Source organism: Maritalea myrionectae, assembly GCF_003433515.1.
GTDB lineage: Bacteria > Pseudomonadota > Alphaproteobacteria > Rhizobiales > Devosiaceae > Maritalea > Maritalea myrionectae.
In genome coordinates, this window is the sequence record NZ_CP021331.1 from 76,422 (window position 1) to 97,736 (window position 21,315).

Genomic DNA, 21,315 nt, shown 5'->3' on the forward strand with positions numbered 1-21,315 from the left:
ACGATCACGGTAGCAGGTGTGCCAATCACCAGCGTTTGCACGAGTGTAGCTCGAACAGAAGATTGCGTGCGTGATGTCCCTGAAAATACTTGCGAGACATTTGATGGTTTGGTTGTTCCCGGTTCAACGCCTTTGGGTGACAATCAATGTCACCTTGTTTCTGAAACATGCGTCCGGTCAACGGCCGGCGTCTGCGATAAATACGAGAAAGTTTATAATTGTTGGAACGGTCCAGGTGACGTGCCTAGCACGACCCTTTTGAGCCGCGATTTTCACAATTTTGATGAAAATCTCACTGACAATTGCTCAGCTCTTGAAGGCGATGCAAATTGTTCGCTCGATCGGACTGAAACCTCTCAAGGTGCAGATACGCGCGACATTAACGAGCTGGCTGTGAGTAGGTCATGGTGGCAGAAAACCCGCGTTTATGACTGCACTGATAACAATTTTGAAGATACGTGCGATGCCTATGAGGATAGTCCAGTTTGCACAGCTTTTGAAACACCTTCCTGTTTAGCCTATGCGCCTGATGGCTCCTGCCAATATCAGCAATGGGTTTATGAATGTGATGGCGATAGCTCTTTTGAAGCGAACTGTGAGGCGATCAACGTTTGCATTGGCGACAATTGCGATGGGATCGAGCAAGAACCTTCAAATGATTATCCTGAAAGTGCTGCTTGGCTCAATTTCCTAGACGACCTCGCCAAAACAAGCGCGTGCGAAGCGAACGAGACCAGCACCGATACGGGCACTGGTGATGGCGGCGACGGTGGCATTCTGGGCGGTGGAACTGGAACCGATACCGGGACTACTGAAGAAGAAGAATGTGGGACTGTCGATGAGCCTAACCTTGACCGGAACCCTGAAATCTTTGGTGGTGAAATCTTAAACTGCGACTTTCACGTGACTAAAAACTGTTGTTCCGATGCGTACACAGATGGTCGCTGCAATGATGATGAGCGCACATTGAAGGACCGACGAGACGCTGGCGCCGCCCATTATATGGGGCTTGGTTGTGCCTATCGCGTACTCGGGATTTGCCTCACTGAGCATTACGAATATTGCACCTATAAAAGCAAGTTTGCCCGCGTGTTCCAAGAACAGGCTCATAAGCAAACTGGTGCGCAATTCCGTTGGCTCACGAGCGATCCTTGTCCGGCACTGACTTTAGAACAACTTGAATCCTTGGACGTGAACCAAATGGATTTGAGCGAAGTGTTTGGCGACATGCTCAACAATGTTGATCAGCCTGTTGAAGAATTCATTGTTGAGCAATTGCAAAATGAAATGGGAGGCTATCTTGGACAAGCGCAAGACACTCTTGAATAGGCGGCAATTTTTGGTCGGGGGCATATCCGCTGCGATGGTGGGCCCGACCCAAGCAATGGCCCCGAAAACAGGTTTCATTTTGATCGGTGCGAGTTGGTGCCCAGTTTGCCATCGTGCCGCACCTGTGCTGGCAATGTTTGCGCAAAATCTTGGCGCGCCAGTCTTAGTGGCTTCAGCAGATTCAAGACCTATTGCACCATTTGAAAAATTTGTTCCTGCACAAGATCACCCAATTGCAAGTGCGGTAAACGCATATCCGACCACGTTGGTTTTTAGTGGGAACTCAAACCACATTGTTTCGTCGATCGAAGGCTACAGAAATCCAAAGTTTTACATGAAGAAGCTGTTAGATGCTGTTTCTGCAATCGAAAATGGAAGAGCGTGATGAGATTTATCCTTTTAACGCTTCTTCTTTTTTCCAGTTTCTCGAATGTCTCAATGGCCGATGATGAATTTCGCTTGCCATTCTGTGAGGAAGAAAAAGTGGCTGGCTGGTCTTTTTATTGCCGGGCGCCAGAAGAAAAAAGCGATAGCGAAGATGATCAACCCGAGCCATCGACGGCTACACCGAAGGAACCGGAGAAAGAACCCGAAAAAAATCCTGCTACGGCCGCAATGATGGAATTTCGGGCAATGGTTGACGAGGCAAAGTACAAAGCTGTTCTCGACCCAACACCCGAGAATGTTCTTGCCTATATGGAACTCAATAAACTGATTGCGGAAAAGGCTGGCGAATTTACAGATCAATGGCAACGTCAGCTTTTCGCGGCACCTCATCTTGATAAAAACGTTGAATACCCTTTGGCTCAGGCGGGTATTGGCATCTATCAAGAACAACTAAAAGAAGCGCGCCGGGCTAGCTTTCAAAAAACAGCCAGAACTTCTGGCATCATGTTCATGTTTGAGGACAGTTCAAAATGCGGCATGTGTCGCCTGCAAGGCGAGGTGCTGGCATTTATGCAAGAAGAGTATGAAGTCAGCGTATTGGCCGTTTCAAAAGATGGTGGCCAAAATGAATATTTCCCTGAAGCACGCTATGACCCGGGCAGGCTTCAGGAGTTGGGATTAGAAGAATTTCCAGCCCCAACCTTGGCGCTTATTCACCCGCAAACCAAAGAAATCAAGATCATTGGCTCAGGCTTGCTCACAGCAGATCAAGTCTTAGAGCGCGTTTATGTCATTACCGAAGTTCCTGTTGGAGAGAGGTACTAATCATGAAATTTTTGAAAGCTTTATTGCTCAGCTCATCAATATTACTTTCGCCTTCAATTGCCAGAGCAGATGTGGCCAGGGATTTGCAGGATTTCTGGGAAAATTCAGGTGGTGGTGTGAATGTCTCAAAGCCAACCTTTTATGAGGGGCAGCGTGCCGGTTATGCAGGTTTGGGTTCCATCCAAGTTCGCACACGTTCACGTCAGACAAATCTAGCCCATATCCAGCTTCCGTCCGTTCGGGCAGGGTGCGGCGGCATCGATATTTTTGGCGGGTCATTCAGCTTCATATCACAGGAAGAGCTGATCAAGTTGATGGAAGCAATTATGCAAAATGCTTCTGGTTTTGCATTTGAGCTTGCGCTTGAAAGTATGTCTCCTGCCGTTCAAGAGACGGTAGCCAAGTTGCGCGATCTGGTTCAGCAGGTCAATTCAATGAACATCAACTCATGCGAAACAGGGCAACTGATTGCTGGTGCACTTTGGCCGAAGATCGACAGCGCCAGTCAGCATATTTGTGCAACCATTGGTAGCTACCAAGGTATGTTTGCTGACCGTGTTGCCGCAAAACATGGCTGTGGATCGAATAGCGGTCAAAGTCAAATGCTGAACAACGCAAATGCCGAACTCAAAGATCAAGTGCCGTTGGATATTAACTATGCCTGGAAAGCTATCAAAAAGAACCCATTTCTAAGCAGTGATAGTAGGCTCGCTGAATTCTTTATGAGCCTAACAGGCACCATGATAACCAGGTCACCTGCGAACGAGGGGGAAGGCCCTCAGCATGATAGCAAAGCACCACTGGCAATTAGCGACCGTATTGCAACGATCTTGGTAGAAGGTGGTACTGCAAAAATTTGGGTTTGTGACGAAGATAATAAGTGTCTCAATCCAACACTTCAGAATGTTACAATACCCCATGACAAAGCCTTACTGGCTAAAACGTCAAAAACACTGATGGACACTTATGATGCCATCAAAACTCCGGGTGGCACGATCCCACCTGAAGCGGTGGCCATGCTCGGCATGACTTCAATTCCTGTCTACGAACACATCGTAACAGGCGTCGGCTACAAACACCTTTTTGTCGAAAGTGAAATTGATGCGATGGCGGAATTAGTCGCCGTGGATCTCGCTATGATTTATATTGATCAAGCATTAAACGAGATTTCTGCCTCAGCTGGTCAAATTACAACATTTGGCGAATTGACCATCGAATACCAAAATCAAGTGAAGCAAACCCAACAGGCTTTCGCTGCGCGTAGACAAATTGCCCAGGAACGATATGCCGCTGCTTTTCGGTCACTCGAACGCTTGGCGTTGGCAAAGCAAGAACTTGCCGGCAATACGTCCTCAATCATTGCATCAATGCTGAAGTAGTTGGGGATAGGCTATGCCAACATTTGAGGTTTTCACCACTGGCGGTGGTTACAATATTTATAGCATCTTCAACTTTCTGGCGATGTTTTCGAGTGGAAGTCAATTTGTTGATTTGATGTCGATCGGCATCGCCTTCGGCGTTGCCTATCTTGCTATAAAAATCGCGTTTACTGGCAATATGCAGGGAACGCTCCAATATATGGCACTTGTTGCGATTGTTGGTGGTCTTAGCATTGGTGCCAAAGCGCGCGTTGTGGTCATGGATAGCACCTATCCTTTGGAAATCTACGGCACAGTAGACAACGTTCCGTTTTCAGTGGCACTTGTCGCAAACCTCACAACTAGAACGAGCTATCATTTGACCAATCGAATGGAAGCTCTGTTGAGTAAACCTGACAATCTGACATACCAACGGCATGGCATGTTGTTTGGCGCAACTTTGATGTCGCAGGCGACAAGATGGCGTGCTGTAACACCGTCAATCCATACCAACTTAGTGAACTATATGGAAAACTGTATGGTTGATGGGTCTAATATCGGTCTGGTCGATATAAACACACTCACTCATGATGGTGATTTAAGCACTTACATTCCTGCCAATGCCCCGTCAAACCTTGTCTACTATGATGAAATTGTTGGCAACACAGTCAGTTGCTCTGATGGCTGGGCCGGACTTGAGGCTCAGATAAATAACGAAGTGACCAAGGTGCTGACAACTAAGGCAAACGCAATGTCCGACCGGGGTGGCGTTAATCCCAATGTCGTTGATGTCAACGGTTTGACTGGCACGCTTGATGATTTTCAAAACATGATGGGAATGACGGGTTATAACGCTGCAAATTACATCAAACAGACAATGCTTGTTTTAGCCTTGGATGATGCCACAAGCCGTTTGATCGCAAATTCCGGCAACAGCGCATCGATGGCTCTCTATCAGGCAGCGCGCGCGGAACGCCAAACACTGTCGAGTTACCAATCCACCGCAATCAATGCGACCAAGTGGGTGCCAATGCTAAAAATTGCATTTGAGACGCTATACTATGGCGCGTTTCCTTTGGCACTAATGCTAATGCTTACACCGATGGGTATGATGGTCTTTCGAGGCTATTTTGGTGGCTTCGTTTGGCTGGCGTCCTGGGAACCCTTGAGCGCAATCCTTCATTCAATTCTTCTGGATTCCGCTTCCGGTCACTACCGAGAGTACACCACCACAATGAGCGGAACGACAGCACAAGATGTTCTAAATTGGGCCAATCATCTTGGCATCCAGGCTGTTGAACAAGAAGTGGGGGCCATTGCAGGTATGCTAATGGGCTCGGTGCCGTTTTTGGCGACTGGCATCTTTTTTGGTGCAACTAAAATGGCTGGTTTAGCGACATCGATGCTCAATGTTAGCCAAGGTGCCGCAATTGATACGGGTAGGGAAGCTGCAACAGGCAATATTTCGCTTGCGAATATGAGTATGCACAATATGGCTGCCAACAAGCATAACACGTCGTCTATAATTGACCGAGGCCGTCACACGGAAACACTAAAAGGTGGTTCATTGATCACCACCAACTCCGATGGATCACAAACATATCAGCGCGGATCTGCAATTTCTAATACTGGTTTTAGTGCAAGTGTAGGTCAAGCCCTTCGACAAGAACACGCAGAACGTAGAGCTGAAGCGACAAGGCAGGTCGAAAGCTCGACATCTGATTTTGTCAACGGCATTACTTCATCTAGTTCACAACTATCGGATTTCGCAAAATCGACAAGTGAAAATCTGGCCGCGGGTCACGATATGTCCACGTCCTTTAAGACGAGCCAACGTGAGACGTTTGGTAATGCGTGGTCAACGGTCCAAAGGGTTGCAAAAGAAAATGGCCTTTCTACCGATGTCGCGCTCTCAGCAATGTTGGCCGGGGACGCGTCAGCAAAAGCAGGGAAAGGGCTTAAACTTGGAAAGAATGAAGTGGCGGCAGAATTACAAGCTCGTCTGGCGGCACAAGGTTCACTTTCAGCGAGTTCAAAAGAAGCATTTAGCCGTGTATTCAATGCTGCGTTTAGTGGAAATTACGGCGAAGATGTCAGCACAATCAAAGACACTGCTGAGCGTATCTATCAAAATAATTCAAGTGCGGAAGGTATCAGTGCATCAAATAGCCTTCGCAACAGCCTAGATCAAGTAAGCAATTCATCAGTGAGATTGTCAGATGCATACGAAAAGTCCGTTTCACTTGAAAAATCTGGCGCAATCTTGAAAAGCGAAAACTCTGCTTGGAATTCGCAAATTACCGACGTTTTAATTGGGTACATGAAGCAAGATGGTTACACGGAAGATCAGATTGCCACACGAGTAAACCCCGCCACTCCAAACGGCGTCAACATGCAGCGGCAAATGGTAGATAATTATTGGTCCAGACTTGTAAAAGATCTTGGCCTAGAAGCAACTCTTGACGGATCAGCTCCGGCTAACAACGTTGCTCTCATGCCTAAACCACAAAGTTTTGTGCCAATCAATCCGAGCGAGGCAAAGCAATCAGTTGCACAGCCTGAAGACGTGGGGAATCTATCAAAGCTCAATGGCCATGCCGAGTATGTTCACAATGAACATTTCAATGAGTCTCATGATCGGGTTCAAGATGGTCGCGGAACAAAAGACACCGTGGGTGATAAGCGCGTTGAGATAAGTAATGAATCGGAACGGTGGACAGGAGATGCCCTTGTTCGTCGGGGAGTTGGATTATTTGATTTTTCCGACCCATTAAAAGATGAGTTAAGCAACATTGGGCCACGTGTGAATGCGCCCCAGGTTGAGGGAACGAACAATTCACAAAACGGCTCCACACAAAATAGAAATCCTAGGCAATCCAATAGTGGTTTTGTTGATCAACTTGGTTTTTATCAGGCACCAAACATCACTTATGATCTTCCAAAAGGTACTATACGGGATGAGCCGGCCCCGGCAGAGACCGTTCAAAACCTCTCAAATATCGTTTCCAAAATGGGCAGTGAATATGAGTTTGTAATCACTTCTGCCGGTCAACCTCATGACGGAGTAAAAGGTGTGGACCGAACCGGCGGCTACAGACATGATATTGATCATAAGGATGGGCACCATGTTAAGGGTGCAGTAGATGGTTATTTGGCAAAGAACGGCAATAGATTATCTACATATGACAATCGAGATGAATACGCTCGTTTCATCGAGCTTGCAGCCGAAAAGTTTGAAGGCATTGGTCACTACAGCTGGGGCGTGCACGTAGGCGGCGGTACTGAAGCTTTTTGGGGACCAGATACGACTAGTCAAACAGCTGACCCTTACTATGCAGGTGCGTTTCAAAAAGGGCGCAAAAATAGCTAATCAGATTTCGGCCGGCCGCGATTGACGATGTTAATTGGATGGAGGATGTCTTCGTCAATTCTATCTCTACGTTCAACGTAAGGAACTACCTTAATATCTAATGACAAAATCCAAAATGGTATTGCCAGCAACAGACTGGCAATACTTGCCGAATAAAACTGATAAGTTACAACATATCCCGCCACAGCACATACACTGGCAGCGCATAAAAGAATAATTGAGAGCTCACGAAGCCGAACACGTAAACTCGATTTCTCGATTAGATTCTTTTCCATCGCTCTTCCAATAAATGTTCTCTAAATGTTCCATAAAAAGTATTCTGCGAAATTAATTTTTATTTCAACGATTTAGCTTCTTGCCAAGTTGCCACCTGCTATTTTTCCCAATCTGTCAGCACATGTCAAGTAGCCGTGTTTTGCTCAACGCGTACGATCAATCCGCCCACGTTTTTGTATCAAATTGCGGCGGAAGCGAAGTAGTATTTGATCCATAAACGGCCCGGAAAATCGACCGCGTGGCTTTTGGTTTGGATCAAAATAAAACGACCTTTCCACAATATCATAGTTATATTCACTGATTGTGATCCATCCGGATTTGAAATCAGATAGACCAGCCCGACGCAGTTCCAGTGCCGGAATGGCAATGGCATCCTGGTCGGCCTTTGGCGGTGTTCCCGAAATGGGCAGAATGATCAGATGAGTCATCCCTTGCTTGCTATTCTTGATCACCAGCGCGAGACAAACCGGCCAGTTCTTTTCCGCATTGGTTCGACCCTCACGCGCCTGCCAATCCCAAAGATATTCGTACTCTACGATTTGACCGTCATCGAACTTATTCGTCATTTTGCGACTCATCGGGTATATGAGCTAGCCGCTTGTCCAGTTCGGACATGATCATCTCGGACAGATCTGGTGGTGTTTCGCTCGTTCTGTAGACCCGACGAGGATCCCCCTCTCCCTGCATTATGCGCTCAAACAATTCGGCTGGGATGACGACAACAGATGCACGCCCATGTTTGGTGAGTGTTATGGGATGGCGCATGGCCTCATCATGATATCGTCCGAAATGTCGAATGAATTCAGCCGATGATATGCTTTTGGTCGCCATGGAACACCTCAATTCTGTATAACATGAATTATACAGAATATACAAAAATAAGCAAGGGTTTGCTATTTTTGTAATGTGATTTGCCCGAGCCGGACTTTGTCAGGGTGTTTGAGGTCCGGAACTCACAGATCGACGCGGTCTCGAAGAGCTCAATAGCTAAATACAGGCTCTTTCTGTCACTCAGATTTGATAACAGGCACAAATAGAGCTGCTCTACAGGTGAAGATCAATTAGACACCAGTATCCGAATTTGAGCAGCCTAAATTAATTTACACCGGCCTGTTCGCCGGCCGCATCCAAGCGACGGAGTATTTCAGTACAGTCCTTTCTATCTTGCTCGCTCAGGACCGGATGAAGATCTTCTCCATCAGGACCAACGCATGGATTGAGCACGAAACTCCCCACTTTTTTAGACGATTGTAGACTTCTACCTGGTGCGCCTTTTGAAATGATCTGATTTCATGAATGTTTGCGAACTGAAACCGTGTAACCAATTGCCCAAAGACCTTTTTCTGCCGTTCAATCGTCATTGCCGAACGGATATAGATTTCGTCAGTGTTTGAGCACTGCCCGACGAGAAAAAGAAGCTCGAGTTGATCGCGTGACATGCTTTTAGGCAGTTGCGGAGGCATATAAAATCCAAATTGTGAGCAAACAATTTAGCCTATATGACACCGAATAACCAGCATGTGAAGTTGAACGAGCTGATCGCGTTAACCGTTTTCAGATCAAGCGTGAATCATGAAAGTGTTTTTCGTGGGAACTTCGGGCGTGAACTGAGTTGTGACTAAATGTGGTTCAAATAGGTACTTTTACTTTTTCCAATGTGAATTTTGACTTCCAATGTGAATTTTGACGCACTTTAGCGCCAAGGCGTACCTAATGACATGTCCGGATTGCCTAAAAGTGGCCAGGGCGATATGCTCTGCGCTTTAGAAAACTGGACTATGTGAACACTTTGATTGATAAAGATATGAACTGCAATTTGCTCAAATTATGCGCTATCATTTCTCTTGCGTTGGGTACCTTTACCTTCTCGGCAGTTGCGGAAGCCCTGTCCTACCTGCTGGCTCACTTTTTGTGCGTACTCCTACACATGTGTGGGATGGCGACGGTCCAATTTGGTGCAGCGAGGGGCCACGAGTTCGCCTGGCAGGCATTGCGGCGAGAGAATTGGACGAAACATGTAATCAAGGGCACCCCTTGCCCTGCAACTGGCGCACTTGTTTCGAGAGACGCTCTTGTTGAACTATTATGCACCCCAAAAGGAATTGGGCGCCATGGACACAGTCTTGTCAACGCCACCCCCATGAAATGCCTCTCTGATGGTTCCGCCGTTTAAACCGAACTGCTGCATGGTGTAATTCACCCAAGAGCGGCGACGTTAATTGTGAAATGGTACGCAGTGGATGGGCAGCAAGATGGAATAGGTACTGGCGTGATCACCAGTGCAAATGAACGAGCATAATTGGTGCGCACGCTCGAAAAATTGTCAGTTCATTTTCTTCGCCCAGCTCGAAGTCCTTGTCCGGATCTCAATTATTGGGAAGTCTGTAGAATCCCAAAAGCTGGCCTTGGGGCCACTTCATTTGGTTTTAATTTCTCAATGCGAACCTCCGTCAAAGATTCTGCACAAATTTGGAATAATATTGGATGTTCGAATGATTATGACCGTTGTTAGCTTTCCGGTCATGTTGAGATTGGTGAACCGGATATTCACAACACATTTTTGAAGTCTCTTTAGTCTAGCCAAACAAAGGTGGTCTATTCGATTGCATGGAGTGCTCGGTTGTCGACAGCGCAATTTTGGTCGCACGGCATCGAAACCAAAGTCGGATGCACATGTTGATGCTCACTGTTGCGCGAACGTTTCCTTTACCCCCTTTTTCCTATGCTTGCTTGCCAACGTGCTCATCCCCATATCATCAAGGATCGCATAGATTGCTGGGAGCACGAACAATACTATTAGACCCGCCGCCGCTAGACCAAAAACAAGACTTGCGACCAATGGAATAAGAATTTGTGCTTGAAGGCTGGTCTCTAGCAAAATTGGCAGCAGTCCAGCGACTGTTGTGAGGGATGTCAGAAATATGGCCCTAAATCTTGCGCGGGCGGCGCGTGATGCGGCTTCAGCAACGGTGTTAGAGGTGCCATGCTCGTGCTTGACGAAATCCACTAATAAAATTGAGTTGTTTACAACCACCCCGGCCAAGGCCACAAAACCGAGCATGCTGGGCATTGAAAAATCCAACCCCATAGCCATGTGCCCAAAAACGGAACCGGTCAAAGATAGGGGGATAATCATCATTACGACAATTGGTTCAACGTAGGACCGGAACAAGAAGCTCAAGAGCAAAAATACGCCGATGAGACCGATCAAAAAGCCAACGAGCATAGATTTTTGTGTTTTGCTTGCCTCTGCGTTTTGCCCTTCGACGTCAACCATTATGCCTGGGTAACGTGCGAGCAAGTTTGGCACAAACTGCATCAAAGTGTCGTTAACGATTGCATTTGCGTTGGCGATACGCGTGTCAATTGTGCCCTGCACAGTTACAGTGCGCAACCCGTTCTCGCGGTTAATTCGGTTAAACCCTTGTCCCATTTCCACGTTAGCAACGATAGCTAACGGTACGAACGTGCCGTCAGCGCGCGCAATAGTGAATTGGTCAAATTGCGAGATACTTATCTGATCGTGAATTGCGAGTTGGGCGGTAACTTCCAACAGTTGACCGTTCACTTGCATCTCGTTGACCGTGGTACCGAAATAGGCTGCCCGCAATTGGTCGGCGACCATTGCAGGTGTAACGCCCATTGGGCCAGCAGCGTCATTTAACCGAATGCGCATTTCGCGCTTGCCGGGGCGAAGGTCGTCGAGCACGCTCGTGACCCCCTGATACTGCCAAATCCACTCTTGCAACTCGAAAGAGGCGGCCTTTAACATTTTGAGGTCATCACCTTTGATGCGCATATCGATTGCAATGCCTGCCGGGCCGATTGTCGCTTCCGTAAACTTTAGATTGAGCACATCGGGCACCGGACCAACGATCTCGCGCCAACGCTGCATTATCGCGTCAGGTCGACTGTTGCGCAACGCCGATGGGAGCAGGTCAGCGCTAACGGTTGCTACGTGTGTGCCTGATTCAAAGGCGTCCTGGTTCACTCCATAAAAGACAGATACATGCCGGATCAACTTCGCATCATCAGGTTGCTCAGGCGTTAGTTCACTGTTCACTGTTTCTAATGCGGCTTCCAAGGTTGCCACAACTTCTTCCGTTCGTGCTAGGGGCGTTCCTTGTGGCAACAAAACTCTGGCCACAATTGTGTCGCCATCTAGCTCCGGAAATGCTGTGAATTTCACATAGCCGCCAGCTAGCATGGCGATCGCAACAAGAAGGACAGCGAAACTCAATCCTGCCGTTGCATAACGCCAGCGAATGGTAAAATCCACCAAAGGCCCGACAGCCTTTTCTCGCAGCCAAGTCATGATGGTTTCGACACGCGCGCGCATCCCGCGCGGGCTCACTGGTGCTTCAAGGCTGTGCACAAGATGGTGTGGCAGGATTAGAAATGCTTCAATTAGCGAAATGGAGAGAACAAAAAGCATGACGACAGGGACCACCCGTAGCACCGCTCCAAGATCACCTGACAAGAATGCAAGCGAACCAAAGATCATTGCTGTTGTTGCAAAGGAGGCCAACACATTGGGGAAAACTTGTGTGGCTCCCTCAACGGCTGCCTCGAAAGCGCTCAGGCCCTTTTCCCGTAGCCGTGCAATGTTTTCAGCAATGACGATGGCGTCATCCATCAGCAGGCCGATGACAATCAAAAGGCCTAGCGTTGTCATCAGATTTAAAGAGTAGCCAATCGCCCCCATCAGCGCGACACCGCCCATAAATGAGACGGGCAGCCCCATCGCAACCCAGAAAGAAAATCGAAACCCGAAGAACAGCCATAAAATCAAAAATACAAGGCCAAGTCCCTGCAGGCCGTTAACGACGACCAGTGTTAATCGCTCACCCACCACCGAAGCGGCATCGCTGGCTATTGCCAAAGTGACGCCGGGCGGCGCCTGCTGACGCTCTGCATTGAGAAATGCATTTAGCGCGTCGACAATGCGCAAAGAGTCCTCAGCGCGTGTTTTAGTGACATCAAGAATTGCAGCCAGCTTTCCGTCAAAAACGATCCGATCGTCTTCTTGCGCGAACTGCTCTGTAATGTCTGCGATATCACCTAACCTGACCTGGCCGCCGGTGGTGGAAGATCGTACGACTAGTGCCGCCAGATCCGCGGGTTCGCGGCGCTCATCGTCAACCCTTATCAACAGCGTCTCAGTAGATGTTTCGATGCTGCCAGCGGGCAAATCGAGACTGCTTGCTTGCACGACACGACTGACCTCAGAGACAGATATGCCAAATTGCTGCAAAGCTGCGGTGTTCAAACCGATCCGTAGTTCGCGGGTCGAAAAGCCTGTAATGTCGACTTTAGGAATGCCGCCCCAAAGCAACATTCGGGTCCGGACTTTTTCAGCATAGTCTTTAAGGTCTGTGCGCGTTGTTGGGCCTGTTATTGCAACAGAAGCAACAAAGTCAGTTTGCCCCAGCGTTTTAATTCGAGGTGTCTCAGCTCGATCTGGGAAATCTGAAATTGCCTCAATTTCGGATTTGACGTCGGCAACAAATGTTTCAAAATCTTCATTTTCACGCATCGTAACCACCATGCGTGCCAACCCTTCGCGCGCTTCGCATGACTGTCGCTCAATGCCGTTTGCTGCGTCTAGAGCGCCTTCCAGCCGCTCGCAAATTGCGCTTTCTACATCTTCTGGCCGTGCGCCGGGATACCGCACACTTACTTCGACTTTATTCAAATCAGCATGCGGAAATGTTTCCCGCAACAGGCTTGGGCCGACAAACAGTCCAGCGGCTATAAATAATATCATCAGGAGGTTGGCAATTGTTGGATGGCCGGCAAAGAACCTGATCATTTCTTCGCACCCGTTGCGGCCAGCTGGGTCATCAATTTTGTGTCCTTAGTCACATTTAGACGCATCCCGGTTATCGCAGGACTTGGTGCGCTGACCACAACACGATCTCCGGGCGCTAATCCACTGGAGATCACCGCAATTTCGCCTTGCACAAACCGCGTGGTTACCGTCACCATTTGAAGTGTGTCAGTGCTGTCAGCCAGCATTAGTTTTCCTTCTCGCAACGCGCTTCGAGGTACCACAAACCCTTCAACGGATTGACCATTTACAACCGCTTCAACAAACATCCCCTTGATCAACGGAGGACGTTTCCCGATTTTAGATCCCAAATAGGCTGTATCGATGCGAATGATTATCCCGAGGGTACCGGTTTTCTGATCGATTGTGTCACTAATGCGGTCAACGATTGCAGGCCATTCCAAAATTTCCTGCCCCAAACGCAATCGAACGACAGCGCTTAAACCAAGTTCGCGCATGATCTGTGTCATCTCTGTTGGATCAAGGGCCAGTTCTAATGCCCCAGCTTTTGTCGATTGCAGGAGTAAACGTAAGTCAGCCACAGAAACCTGTGCTTCAACTTCTGCTGCTTCAATACCGTCGAATAGTGCTATTGTTTGGCCCGCACGCACAAATTGGCCAACTTCGACTGTTTTTGTCGCAACGCGTGCGTCAAATGGCAAAGTTAGTTCAGTACGTTCCAAATTAAGCTGTGCACTCTTTAGATTAACTTGGGAAAGCGCAAGTTGTTCTTCCTGGACAGCGCGTTGAGTTGGCAGCAAGGCAAGTGAGCTTTCCACTGACAACACTTTTTGACGCTGTGTGAGGTGCGTAATCCTTGCGGCGTCCAATGCGGCTTGAGACATAGAGCCTCTTCCGAAAAGCGTTTCGGCTCGATTTAAATCCGATGTTTTTAGAGCAAGAGCTTCTTTTTCGATAGCCAGTGCAGCGCTAAGATTGCTTTGAGATACAGATAATTCATTGAGCTTGGCTTCAGCCGCACGAATATTGCCGTTCACCTGTGCGATAGCCAGTTTGTAATCGGTTTGTGACACGCGAAGAAGAACTGATCCTGCTGGCAAAATAGCGCCGTTTTTTAGAGCAGGGTTCACATATTTTGCCGTTCCTCCCACTTGAGCTATCGCTTCGTAAGTGCGTGCGGGTTCAACAATTCCGTATCCGATCGCCGAGGGGGCTACCGTTTGTTTGTTGGCGAGGATGACCCGCACAGGTGTCGCGCGTTCTGCCAATATATTTCGTTCGGGGGCGGGACGATTGACAATAATAAAGGCGACAAAAGCTATGCCTATCAGGGCGATTGGCAATGTGACGAAAATGAGCTTCAGACCATTTCTCATAAACTTCCCTCAAAATGTCTAAAACCTGAAAGAAGCAAATCCAACAGTCGCGCACCGTCTTGTGTCAGGATATTTGGATCGCGCGTGAGTAACATGCGCAACACCAGGCTTTGAATGATCCCGAAAACCAATGTGCTCGCATCTGCCGAATCCAAATCGCTTTGGAATATTTTTTGTGATACTGCGGCTTCAATGTGGCCGACCAATGCATTCCGAAATTCTGCCATAATGGTTCGCATTTGAGACTGCAAATGGCCATGTGCGCCCTGCAAATTCCGCATTACCATTATCTCCGGTAATGCGGGATTTTCTTGGACCAGTTGCAAATGCCCCATAACCAGCAGACGTATCCGATTGTCAGGAGAATGAATGCCATTGGCGGCCCGCTCGATATTTACTCGTACTTGCCCACAAAGCTGATCCGCCACCGTGTTCCAAATTCCGTTTTTGTTCGGAAAATGCTTGTAAATTGCAGGTTGTGTAAGCCCCAAGCGCTTGGCGATAATGCTTGTGGTAACTTGATCCGGCCCTACCTCGAATGCTAGGTCCATCGCGGCCTGAGATATTTCGACCTTTCGATCTTGCGCAGTTTTCCTCATATGTGTGCGTTCCGTTTGGATTGGTGTAAAGCAATGGCAATTGCCGTCCAAAATCCTATTCGGAAGAATAGAGCGCCGACGGTGCGCAGTTCAAAGGGCTCACCTGCGATGACGTGAAAAGCAAATGGAATGGCCATAAAAACTGTCGCCAATGCTATAAATCCAGACAGAAGATAGTCCCACTCACGTTGGGTCCAAATGCCTATTGCTGCCACGATATAGAAGAATCCAGCCGCGAAATTGAACCAGACGACGAACTCAACATACGCGCCCGCCATTTCTTGAGTTGCAGTTGGACCGAAAAGTACGCCGCCAGCTGAAAATAAAGTCATCACGCCAAACACAAATGCAATGACAGATGTAATCTTAAACCAGATGGGCAGAGATGGTCCGTGGTCTGGTGATGCTGAGTTCATGATCTTTACCTCCTATTGAGAGTGTAAAATGTGGATATTAGTTATAGATGTATAACTAATGTTTGGCAAACAAATATTTGATTTGATGTACTCAAACGAAGTGATTTGACCGACAGCTATGGACGGACAGCGAGGGCTGATTTCAAATTTAAATGACCGCGTTTTGGCTCAAAATTCCCTTAGGGCGCAATCATCCCATTAGCTGCCATTGGGCCCAAGATTTGAATTTTCCTCTAAGCAGACATTCGTCGAATGTGGTCCCCAGAATTGGATTCGGCTATCGGCGTATTTTTTTGCAATGCCATTCTCATGGCAAATTCGTTGGATGTGTAAGGGCTATGCAGACAATGTCCGATTTGAAACTGGAAATGAATGATAGTAAGATGTTGGCTTAGTTGGAAGTTTAGGCCGTAATAAAGCCCGAGTGCCGATTGAGCGACCCAGCTCCTTCCTGCTTCCCCGCTTTTTCTGATCGCTTTCCAAGGAATTGCGTGGATTTTTTCCTGAGAGCAGAGGCGACAGCTTTGCCCAGACTAAAAGTGGTGAGACCCGGTTATCGTGCATAGTGCGCTCGCAACATGCGTCTGCGCCAGCGCGAGAATATGGTGATTTTAGCGCATATTCGTGAACAACATCATCTGGCACTTGGTTCTTATGGCCGCCCGCGCATGTCCGAGGAACTCAAGGAGCTAGGCCTTGACGTTGGTCATCGAAGTGTTGGGCGTTTGATGCGTGAGCATGGCGGTCAACTTTCGCAAGCCTTCACCCCGGTGTATTCATTATACCGGTAAAGGCAGTCAAGATTGCAGCCATGATTACCAAAAACTGCTGCGCAGTCAGTACTTTCGGATATCTATGAGCGGCAAGGGAAATTGCTGGGACAACGCGGTTTGTGAGACGCTCTTCAAAACACTGAAGGCCGAACTGATCTGACGACACAATTGACAAAGGCGACGTGAAACTGAAATGGGGCTCTTTCAATATATTAACGGCTTTTACAATGCACACCGAAGTCATTCAGCTTTGGCATGGAAAAGCCCCTTGGCCTTCGAAAGAAAGGCTGCTTAAACGAGATGATGGATCGAAACAAAAGCGGAACTGACACAATGCGGCACCCGCGCCAACCGGTGCCGTGCCCGCGATAGGGCGCTACGCAAGTTCAGCTCCTATCATCTCGGAATTTCGTTGGGTGTTTCAGCCGCACGATCCGCAGCAAGTTGTGGACTCGCGGCGACCAATCTGCACACGCCACTCGTCGGGACCCCGCAGAACATACTCCCAAGTGAAGGATCCCGCTTCGCGGGACTGCATGCTGCTGTACAGGCCTAGCGGATCGTGGTCGTTGACAAGCAAGAACGTCTCGCCCGGGGCGAGGTCGCCGAAAACTGTCATGATCTTCGAATGGCGCTCTACGCGTGGGATGGTTCTTACGTCGAGTTTGAGACCGGAAGAGGTTGTCATGCTCATGCTTGTTCTCCGTGATGTGGTTCGCCACGTGTTAGCGTAAATTCTAGTGGGTCTTCTTGCGCTAGCGCAAAGAAGCCGTAATTTTTCGCGAGCTGAACCAGGCGTATTGGACCTGCCACAATTTGATTTCGGCCCTAATAGAGGATTATCGACTGTTAAGGAGACTGGGCTATAGTGAACTAATGGGGTGGACGCCCGTCACCTGAATGCTTTCCGAAGAATGATGCTTTTGATCGCGGTGCATTAGTGCCAAACTTCGGGTTCAGAAACGCTTGGCCGACCCCTCGCGCGCCAAGGCCAATTCCTCAGCGAATGCGTCTTCATTCAGATAATATTCTTCCGCTGCGTCCACAATGGTGTGAAAGCTGGCAATGGGGCACCCAACACATGCCATGCGTCTTTTCATAAATACAGACACGGTTTCGGGCCACCGACGCATGATTTCGTCAAGGCTCAAATCCGGGTCAATCGTGTGTTGCTTTGACGATGCTAAAATCATGCGAATAGCCCCTTTTCCTCATCACTTTAAAAGAAGTTTCAATAGTAACTTTGCGCCAACGCAAATAGATCTAAAAAACTATGTGGCAGAGGCAGAGGCAAGCCGATAGCTGAAACACTGACGCTCATTGCGCAGTTTTTGTTTAAGCGCTAGTTGGAGCGTCGTGCGGAACTTTCGAATCCTCCCCAGCTGGAATAGTCCAGCCGGGGAATATATTTTAAGTGACTTCGCTTACTCAGTTTCTTCGGCGTTGAAAATTTCGGGGTTTTCTTCGCCTTCTACGTAAAGATAGCCAGCCAGCCCTCGTTCAGCGCGCGACAGCGCGTGATCAACCAAAACGTAGCGCCCCGGCACTTCACATTTGAATTCTACTGCAACAGCGCCACCTGCGGGCACTGTGACCGTTTGAACGCTTTCCAGCGGTGGGCTAATAAGCGAACCCGCTTGATATGCACGGTCAAAAATTTCCCCGATGACGTGGAAAGAAGACGAATAGTTAGGACCGCCCACGCCATAGTAGATGCGGACTGTCTCTCCGACTTTCGCTTGCAATGGATAGTGTTCTGTCAAAGCTCCTACATGCCCATTCATCACGAAATATTCGGGGCGTTCATTGAGAAGCTTCTCGTAGCTTTCAGTCAGCGTGCCTGGCGTGCCGAAGGGCTCTTCAGTATATATTTCGCCCTGCATCACATAAAATTCGCGGTCGACGTGAGGTAGGCCCTCTTCGGGTTCAATCAATATCAAGCCATACATCCCATTTGCGATATGCAATGCCACTGGCGGCACCGCGCAGTGGTATACATAAACCCCTGGGTTCAAGGTTTTAAATTGGAACCGCTTTTCCTCCCCTGGGGCGGCAGTCGTTGCCTCAGCACCTCCGCCAGGACCTGTCGCGGCATGGAAATCAACATTGTGGGCCATCCAACTGTCAGGGTGATTACGTAATGTTACGTCTAAGGTGTCCCCTACACGTGCACGGATAAAGGGGCCTGGCACCGTACCATTGAATGTCCAGAACCTGAATGTGCTGCGATGATCGAGATGGGCCTCCAATTCGACAGTCTCAAGCTCCACTTTGATTGTTTGCGGCTCTCGATGGCCAATCGGTGGGGGAACATTTGCAGGATTCTCTGCAATATCCGCCATTTCGGGATTTGCGGGATTTACAGTGTAAAGTCTCTCACTCTGGGAGCCGGGATGCTCCGCTACGCGCATGCGTTCTGCGCGTTGGGCCATCGCTGGCGACGCACCCAGCAGTGTACCCAGCCCAAGTCCTGCGGTACCCCCAAGAAGTGAACGTCTCGATATATAGGGCTGGGTTGAACTTTGAACTCGGGCGTTATTTTGCCTAGATTTCGACATTAGTCCGTTTCCTCCTTGGTTTCATCAATAGCTTCTGTTGCAGATTCAAACAGAAATGCCATTCCTTCTTGAGCTTTGGGTGGCATCTTTACAGTTTGAGCTTCGTCCAAGTTTTCAGCCTCATTTCCGACGAGGATAAGTCCGACCATGCCAAGACCGTAATGCGGCAAGCATTTGTAGCCATAAACACCCTCTTGCTCGAAGGTGATCGTGATTTCTTCATTTATGCGACCCTTGAAAGCTTCGGCTCCTTCAGGCTGTATTCCAAGAATTGTCTCGGCATTATGCGACGGGTCGGTAGCCTCGAAAGTAACTGAATCCCCGGGCTGGATGTGCAGAAATGCCGGCTCGTAAACCATCCGCTCACCGCCTTCACCCTGGTTCAGCATTTTAATGGTGAAGTCTTCTGCAACAGCTGTGCCCGTTAACGCTAACCCAAGCGTAAAGGCAGCTAATAATGTCTTACCCATGGTCCTCTCCAAGTTTGTGAATTACATTCTGTACACGCGCCACTGTTGGCGCAACGCAGGTAAGAAATAGAAGTTCCAAGGAATTTGGAGAGCGTGATCACAGGTCCGTGAATTCGCGGCGGCAAAGATTTGGCAAGCCTTCCGGGCAGGAATTAAACAAGAAACACGGAATTTGAGGAGGTAGCTACAGTAATGAATAGGACCAAAGAGCAGGTGTAAAAGCACAAGTGCCAAAAAGATCACATTAATATGTGCTCAGAAGCGCAAGAGTATTGGATCTCAGCTCAATCCTGCTTCTGCTTTTTTGTCGCAATATCTGACGCCTGTGCGCGCTGCGCGGCGACCTTCATCCAGTCTCGCAACAAGCTTCTGGCTTCTTTTGAAAATCTCGCGCGGTCTTTCAGACTTTCAAAAGTATCATCTGAATGGCAGTTATTATAATCCGCCTCAATCAGAGTTTCATAATAAAATTGCAAATCGGGATCGGCTGAGCCTTTGTCGCCTGTTTCATCTGCTGAAGTTTGATCGAACATTGTTGCGGCTCCGTCCAAAGTTTGGGCCGATGCACCCGTTTTTTGTTTTCAAGGCAGAAATTATGGCGAAGACCCTAATCCTCCCCGTCGCTCAATTTTATAATTTTTTCCTCAATTCTGACCGCATCATCTGTGGGCAAAAATTGCTGTATTAGCTGAGCAAAATAAGGTTTGGCAATGCGGCCTGTGACGCCTCGCTCTTTACACAGTACGTCAACAATGTTTACGCCAAGCGGTGTCAACTGATCTTTAGGGGTGTGAGGGTCGAGCACCTGATGGAATGCTTCTTCCACCTTGTCCCACCTACCGCCGGAAATATGGGTCAAGACATTGCAAAGGTGGCTGCGCGCGCGAAACTGCACGACAAGAAAGGTCGCCAATTCCGATACCTGACTTTTTGTGAACAGGCCCGTGCGAAGACAATTGTTTAGCGCATGAGGAGTATGCATCAGCCTTACGTCGCGGTCAGCGCCAGTTTCGTTTGTCAATTTCGCTTCGGTTAACATAATCTCCGACCTCAAATTGTGGGCTACATTCCGCTATATGACGGCACCTAGATAATAGAAATAACTTCGATAATTTTTAAGCGTTCCTTCAGGCTTAGCAATTGAGCAATTTTTAGTTCAGGCTTGTTTCAAAAATGACGGGACTCAGCGATGTGCCTTCCGTTCTGAATCAGCGATAGCCCACTCATGCGAAAGCACCTCACCAGACTCATCAATCGTTAATTGAACAAGCGCCAATCCGTGTCGGAAGGTGACCCGGTGTCGATCTGTGTCAGGTCCCACACCGGTTTCACACATGCTGGTAATTTTATTCTCGCGCATAAGCCGCTGTACCTGTTCAGGCGGCACGTTCAGCAACCAACCCAAGTCCGTTGCGTTGATCTGAAACCCGTCTCTGTCTCTTGTTAATCGCATGGGATTATGGCTTCTTTGAATTTTCTTTACCTAACCGTTATGCGGTCCGCTCAATTGCAACCTGCCAAACCTCAGGGCCGTCACGCAGAAATTCGATCCGGAACGCATCCGGCCAGGTTTCTTCAATCCGGCGCAACAAGGGCAATGGGGCATGATCGTTGATCAGAACAAATGTGCCCCCTGTTTCAAGCGCATCAAGTGCGGCAAAAACAGTTGCATGGCGCTGAGGCGGGGCCAATGGGCGCAAATCGACAGGTGTTGGTTCGTTATTGCTGGCATTTGGATTAGATGACATTTTCGTTCCTCTCGATAGTTTCAGCTTCATAATGCTTTT

At 48.4% G+C, this 21,315-nt stretch carries 20 protein-coding genes and 1 pseudogene; 6 read left to right on the plus strand and 15 right to left on the minus strand.

The annotated features are described in order from the left end of the window. The first annotated feature begins 258 nt into the window (after positions 1-258). From traN to MXMO3_RS17430, 5 genes are read left to right on the plus strand one after another with little or no spacing between them, the layout of a single operon-like run. Positions 259-1,329 carry a conjugal transfer protein TraN gene (traN, locus tag MXMO3_RS17410; protein WP_245985875.1) on the plus strand — a complete coding sequence of 357 codons (1,071 nt, stop codon included), beginning with the start codon at positions 259-261 and terminating at the stop codon, positions 1,327-1,329. Then, a complete protein-coding gene (locus tag MXMO3_RS17415; protein WP_162889357.1) occupies positions 1,301-1,714 on the plus strand; it encodes a TlpA family protein disulfide reductase in 414 nt (137 codons plus the stop codon). Before traN ends, MXMO3_RS17415 begins: the two co-directional genes overlap by 29 nt. Continuing rightward, a complete protein-coding gene (locus MXMO3_RS17420) occupies positions 1,714-2,541 on the plus strand; it encodes a conjugal transfer protein TraF (protein WP_117396967.1) in 828 nt (275 codons plus the stop codon). The genes MXMO3_RS17415 and MXMO3_RS17420 overlap by 1 nt, the downstream gene beginning before the upstream one ends. Before the next feature lie 2 nt (positions 2,542-2,543). Then, positions 2,544-3,920 (plus strand): conjugal transfer protein TraH, encoded by a 1,377-nt coding sequence (locus MXMO3_RS17425; protein WP_117396968.1) that lies wholly within the window; start codon positions 2,544-2,546, stop codon positions 3,918-3,920. Between the two features lie 13 nt (positions 3,921-3,933). Continuing rightward, positions 3,934-7,269, plus strand: coding sequence for a conjugal transfer protein TraG N-terminal domain-containing protein (locus MXMO3_RS17430; protein ID WP_117396969.1), 3,336 nt, complete (start codon positions 3,934-3,936; stop codon positions 7,267-7,269). Here the strand turns inward: MXMO3_RS17430 and MXMO3_RS17435 are convergent. The 7 genes from MXMO3_RS17435 to MXMO3_RS17480 all read right to left on the minus strand — a co-directional run bounded on the left by MXMO3_RS17435 (position 7,266) and on the right by MXMO3_RS17480 (position 15,727). After that, on the minus strand, positions 7,266-7,544 hold the full coding sequence (locus MXMO3_RS17435; RefSeq protein WP_117396970.1) for a hypothetical protein: 279 nt from the start codon (positions 7,542-7,544) through the stop codon (positions 7,266-7,268). The two genes, MXMO3_RS17430 and MXMO3_RS17435, sit on opposite strands and share 4 nt — an antisense overlap. Positions 7,545-7,688: 144 nt before the next feature. Then, positions 7,689-8,111, minus strand: a complete 423-nt coding sequence (locus MXMO3_RS17440) for a hypothetical protein (protein WP_117396971.1) — start codon at positions 8,109-8,111, stop codon at positions 7,689-7,691. Next, entirely contained in the window at positions 8,101-8,376 is a 276-nt protein-coding gene (locus tag MXMO3_RS17445; RefSeq protein WP_117396972.1) for a type II toxin-antitoxin system prevent-host-death family antitoxin, read from the minus strand. Before MXMO3_RS17445 ends, MXMO3_RS17440 begins: the two co-directional genes overlap by 11 nt. Before the next feature lie 1,852 nt (positions 8,377-10,228). Next, a complete protein-coding gene (locus MXMO3_RS17465) occupies positions 10,229-13,312 on the minus strand; it encodes an efflux RND transporter permease subunit (protein ID WP_245985876.1) in 3,084 nt (1,027 codons plus the stop codon). A gap of 41 nt (positions 13,313-13,353) precedes the next feature. Continuing rightward, positions 13,354-14,712 (minus strand): efflux RND transporter periplasmic adaptor subunit, encoded by a 1,359-nt coding sequence (locus MXMO3_RS17470; protein WP_117396976.1) that lies wholly within the window; start codon positions 14,710-14,712, stop codon positions 13,354-13,356. Next, positions 14,709-15,311, minus strand: a complete 603-nt coding sequence (locus MXMO3_RS17475; RefSeq protein WP_117396977.1) for a TetR/AcrR family transcriptional regulator — start codon at positions 15,309-15,311, stop codon at positions 14,709-14,711. The genes MXMO3_RS17470 and MXMO3_RS17475 overlap by 4 nt, the downstream gene beginning before the upstream one ends. Continuing rightward, positions 15,308-15,727 carry a hypothetical protein gene (locus tag MXMO3_RS17480; protein ID WP_117396978.1) on the minus strand — a complete coding sequence of 140 codons (420 nt, stop codon included), beginning with the start codon at positions 15,725-15,727 and terminating at the stop codon, positions 15,308-15,310. The genes MXMO3_RS17475 and MXMO3_RS17480 overlap by 4 nt, the downstream gene beginning before the upstream one ends. Positions 15,728-16,314: 587 nt before the next feature. Here MXMO3_RS17480 and MXMO3_RS18995 point away from each other — a divergent pair. Next, a pseudogene (locus MXMO3_RS18995) lies at positions 16,315-16,795 on the plus strand (IS3 family transposase); the annotation flags it as partial. Positions 16,796-16,921: 126 nt separating this feature from the next. On the opposite strand, the gene MXMO3_RS17495 reads toward MXMO3_RS18995, so the two are convergent. The 8 genes from MXMO3_RS17495 to MXMO3_RS17530 form a co-directional block, all read right to left on the minus strand. Beyond that, complete coding sequence (locus tag MXMO3_RS17495) at positions 16,922-17,194, minus strand: DUF2249 domain-containing protein (RefSeq protein ID WP_342773384.1); 273 nt, start codon at positions 17,192-17,194, stop codon at positions 16,922-16,924. A 262-nt stretch (positions 17,195-17,456) separates the two neighbouring features. Next, positions 17,457-17,693 (minus strand): DUF1858 domain-containing protein, encoded by a 237-nt coding sequence (locus tag MXMO3_RS17500; RefSeq protein ID WP_117396981.1) that lies wholly within the window; start codon positions 17,691-17,693, stop codon positions 17,457-17,459. A gap of 231 nt (positions 17,694-17,924) precedes the next feature. Further along, a complete protein-coding gene (gene nirK / locus MXMO3_RS17505; RefSeq protein ID WP_245985861.1) occupies positions 17,925-18,842 on the minus strand; it encodes a copper-containing nitrite reductase in 918 nt (305 codons plus the stop codon). 215 nt (positions 18,843-19,057) lie between these two features. Continuing rightward, positions 19,058-19,528, minus strand: coding sequence for a pseudoazurin (locus tag MXMO3_RS17510; protein WP_117396983.1), 471 nt, complete (start codon positions 19,526-19,528; stop codon positions 19,058-19,060). A 284-nt stretch (positions 19,529-19,812) separates the two neighbouring features. Beyond that, positions 19,813-20,061 carry a hypothetical protein gene (locus MXMO3_RS17515; RefSeq protein ID WP_117396984.1) on the minus strand — a complete coding sequence of 83 codons (249 nt, stop codon included), beginning with the start codon at positions 20,059-20,061 and terminating at the stop codon, positions 19,813-19,815. A gap of 74 nt (positions 20,062-20,135) precedes the next feature. Beyond that, a complete protein-coding gene (locus MXMO3_RS17520; RefSeq protein WP_117396985.1) occupies positions 20,136-20,567 on the minus strand; it encodes a hypothetical protein in 432 nt (143 codons plus the stop codon). Positions 20,568-20,711: 144 nt separating this feature from the next. Continuing rightward, entirely contained in the window at positions 20,712-20,981 is a 270-nt protein-coding gene (locus MXMO3_RS19125; RefSeq protein WP_117396986.1) for a DUF6522 family protein, read from the minus strand. A 37-nt stretch (positions 20,982-21,018) separates the two neighbouring features. After that, positions 21,019-21,276: a DUF2249 domain-containing protein gene (locus tag MXMO3_RS17530; RefSeq protein WP_162889358.1), complete on the minus strand. Its 258-nt coding sequence runs from the start codon at positions 21,274-21,276 to the stop codon at positions 21,019-21,021. Positions 21,277-21,315 lie beyond the last annotated feature (39 nt).

Bases quoted from the DNA above. Each gene is read 5' to 3' on its own strand.
- MXMO3_RS17420 (WP_117396967.1), top strand. From the start codon at position 1,714: ATGAGATTTATCCTTTTAACGCTTCTTCTTTTTTCCAGTTTCTCGAAT.
- MXMO3_RS17425 (WP_117396968.1), top strand. From the start codon at position 2,544: ATGAAATTTTTGAAAGCTTTATTGCTCAGCTCATCAATATTACTTTCG.
- MXMO3_RS17430 (WP_117396969.1), top strand. From the start codon at position 3,934: ATGCCAACATTTGAGGTTTTCACCACTGGCGGTGGTTACAATATTTAT.
- MXMO3_RS17435 (WP_117396970.1), bottom strand. From the start codon at position 7,544: ATGGAAAAGAATCTAATCGAGAAATCGAGTTTACGTGTTCGGCTTCGT.
- MXMO3_RS17440 (WP_117396971.1), bottom strand. From the start codon at position 8,111: ATGACGAATAAGTTCGATGACGGTCAAATCGTAGAGTACGAATATCTT.
- MXMO3_RS17445 (WP_117396972.1), bottom strand. From the start codon at position 8,376: ATGGCGACCAAAAGCATATCATCGGCTGAATTCATTCGACATTTCGGA.
- MXMO3_RS17465 (WP_245985876.1), bottom strand. From the start codon at position 13,312: ATGATATTATTTATAGCCGCTGGACTGTTTGTCGGCCCAAGCCTGTTG.
- MXMO3_RS17470 (WP_117396976.1), bottom strand. From the start codon at position 14,712: ATGAGAAATGGTCTGAAGCTCATTTTCGTCACATTGCCAATCGCCCTG.
- MXMO3_RS17475 (WP_117396977.1), bottom strand. From the start codon at position 15,311: ATGAGGAAAACTGCGCAAGATCGAAAGGTCGAAATATCTCAGGCCGCG.
- MXMO3_RS17480 (WP_117396978.1), bottom strand. From the start codon at position 15,727: ATGAACTCAGCATCACCAGACCACGGACCATCTCTGCCCATCTGGTTT.
- MXMO3_RS17495 (WP_342773384.1), bottom strand. From the start codon at position 17,194: ATGAGCATGACAACCTCTTCCGGTCTCAAACTCGACGTAAGAACCATC.
- MXMO3_RS17500 (WP_117396981.1), bottom strand. From the start codon at position 17,693: ATGATTTTAGCATCGTCAAAGCAACACACGATTGACCCGGATTTGAGC.
- nirK (WP_245985861.1), bottom strand. From the start codon at position 18,842: ATGGCGGATATTGCAGAGAATCCTGCAAATGTTCCCCCACCGATTGGC.
- MXMO3_RS17510 (WP_117396983.1), bottom strand. From the start codon at position 19,528: ATGGGTAAGACATTATTAGCTGCCTTTACGCTTGGGTTAGCGTTAACG.
- MXMO3_RS17515 (WP_117396984.1), bottom strand. From the start codon at position 20,061: ATGTTCGATCAAACTTCAGCAGATGAAACAGGCGACAAAGGCTCAGCC.
- MXMO3_RS17520 (WP_117396985.1), bottom strand. From the start codon at position 20,567: ATGTTAACCGAAGCGAAATTGACAAACGAAACTGGCGCTGACCGCGAC.
- MXMO3_RS19125 (WP_117396986.1), bottom strand. From the start codon at position 20,981: ATGCGATTAACAAGAGACAGAGACGGGTTTCAGATCAACGCAACGGAC.
- MXMO3_RS17530 (WP_162889358.1), bottom strand. From the start codon at position 21,276: ATGTCATCTAATCCAAATGCCAGCAATAACGAACCAACACCTGTCGAT.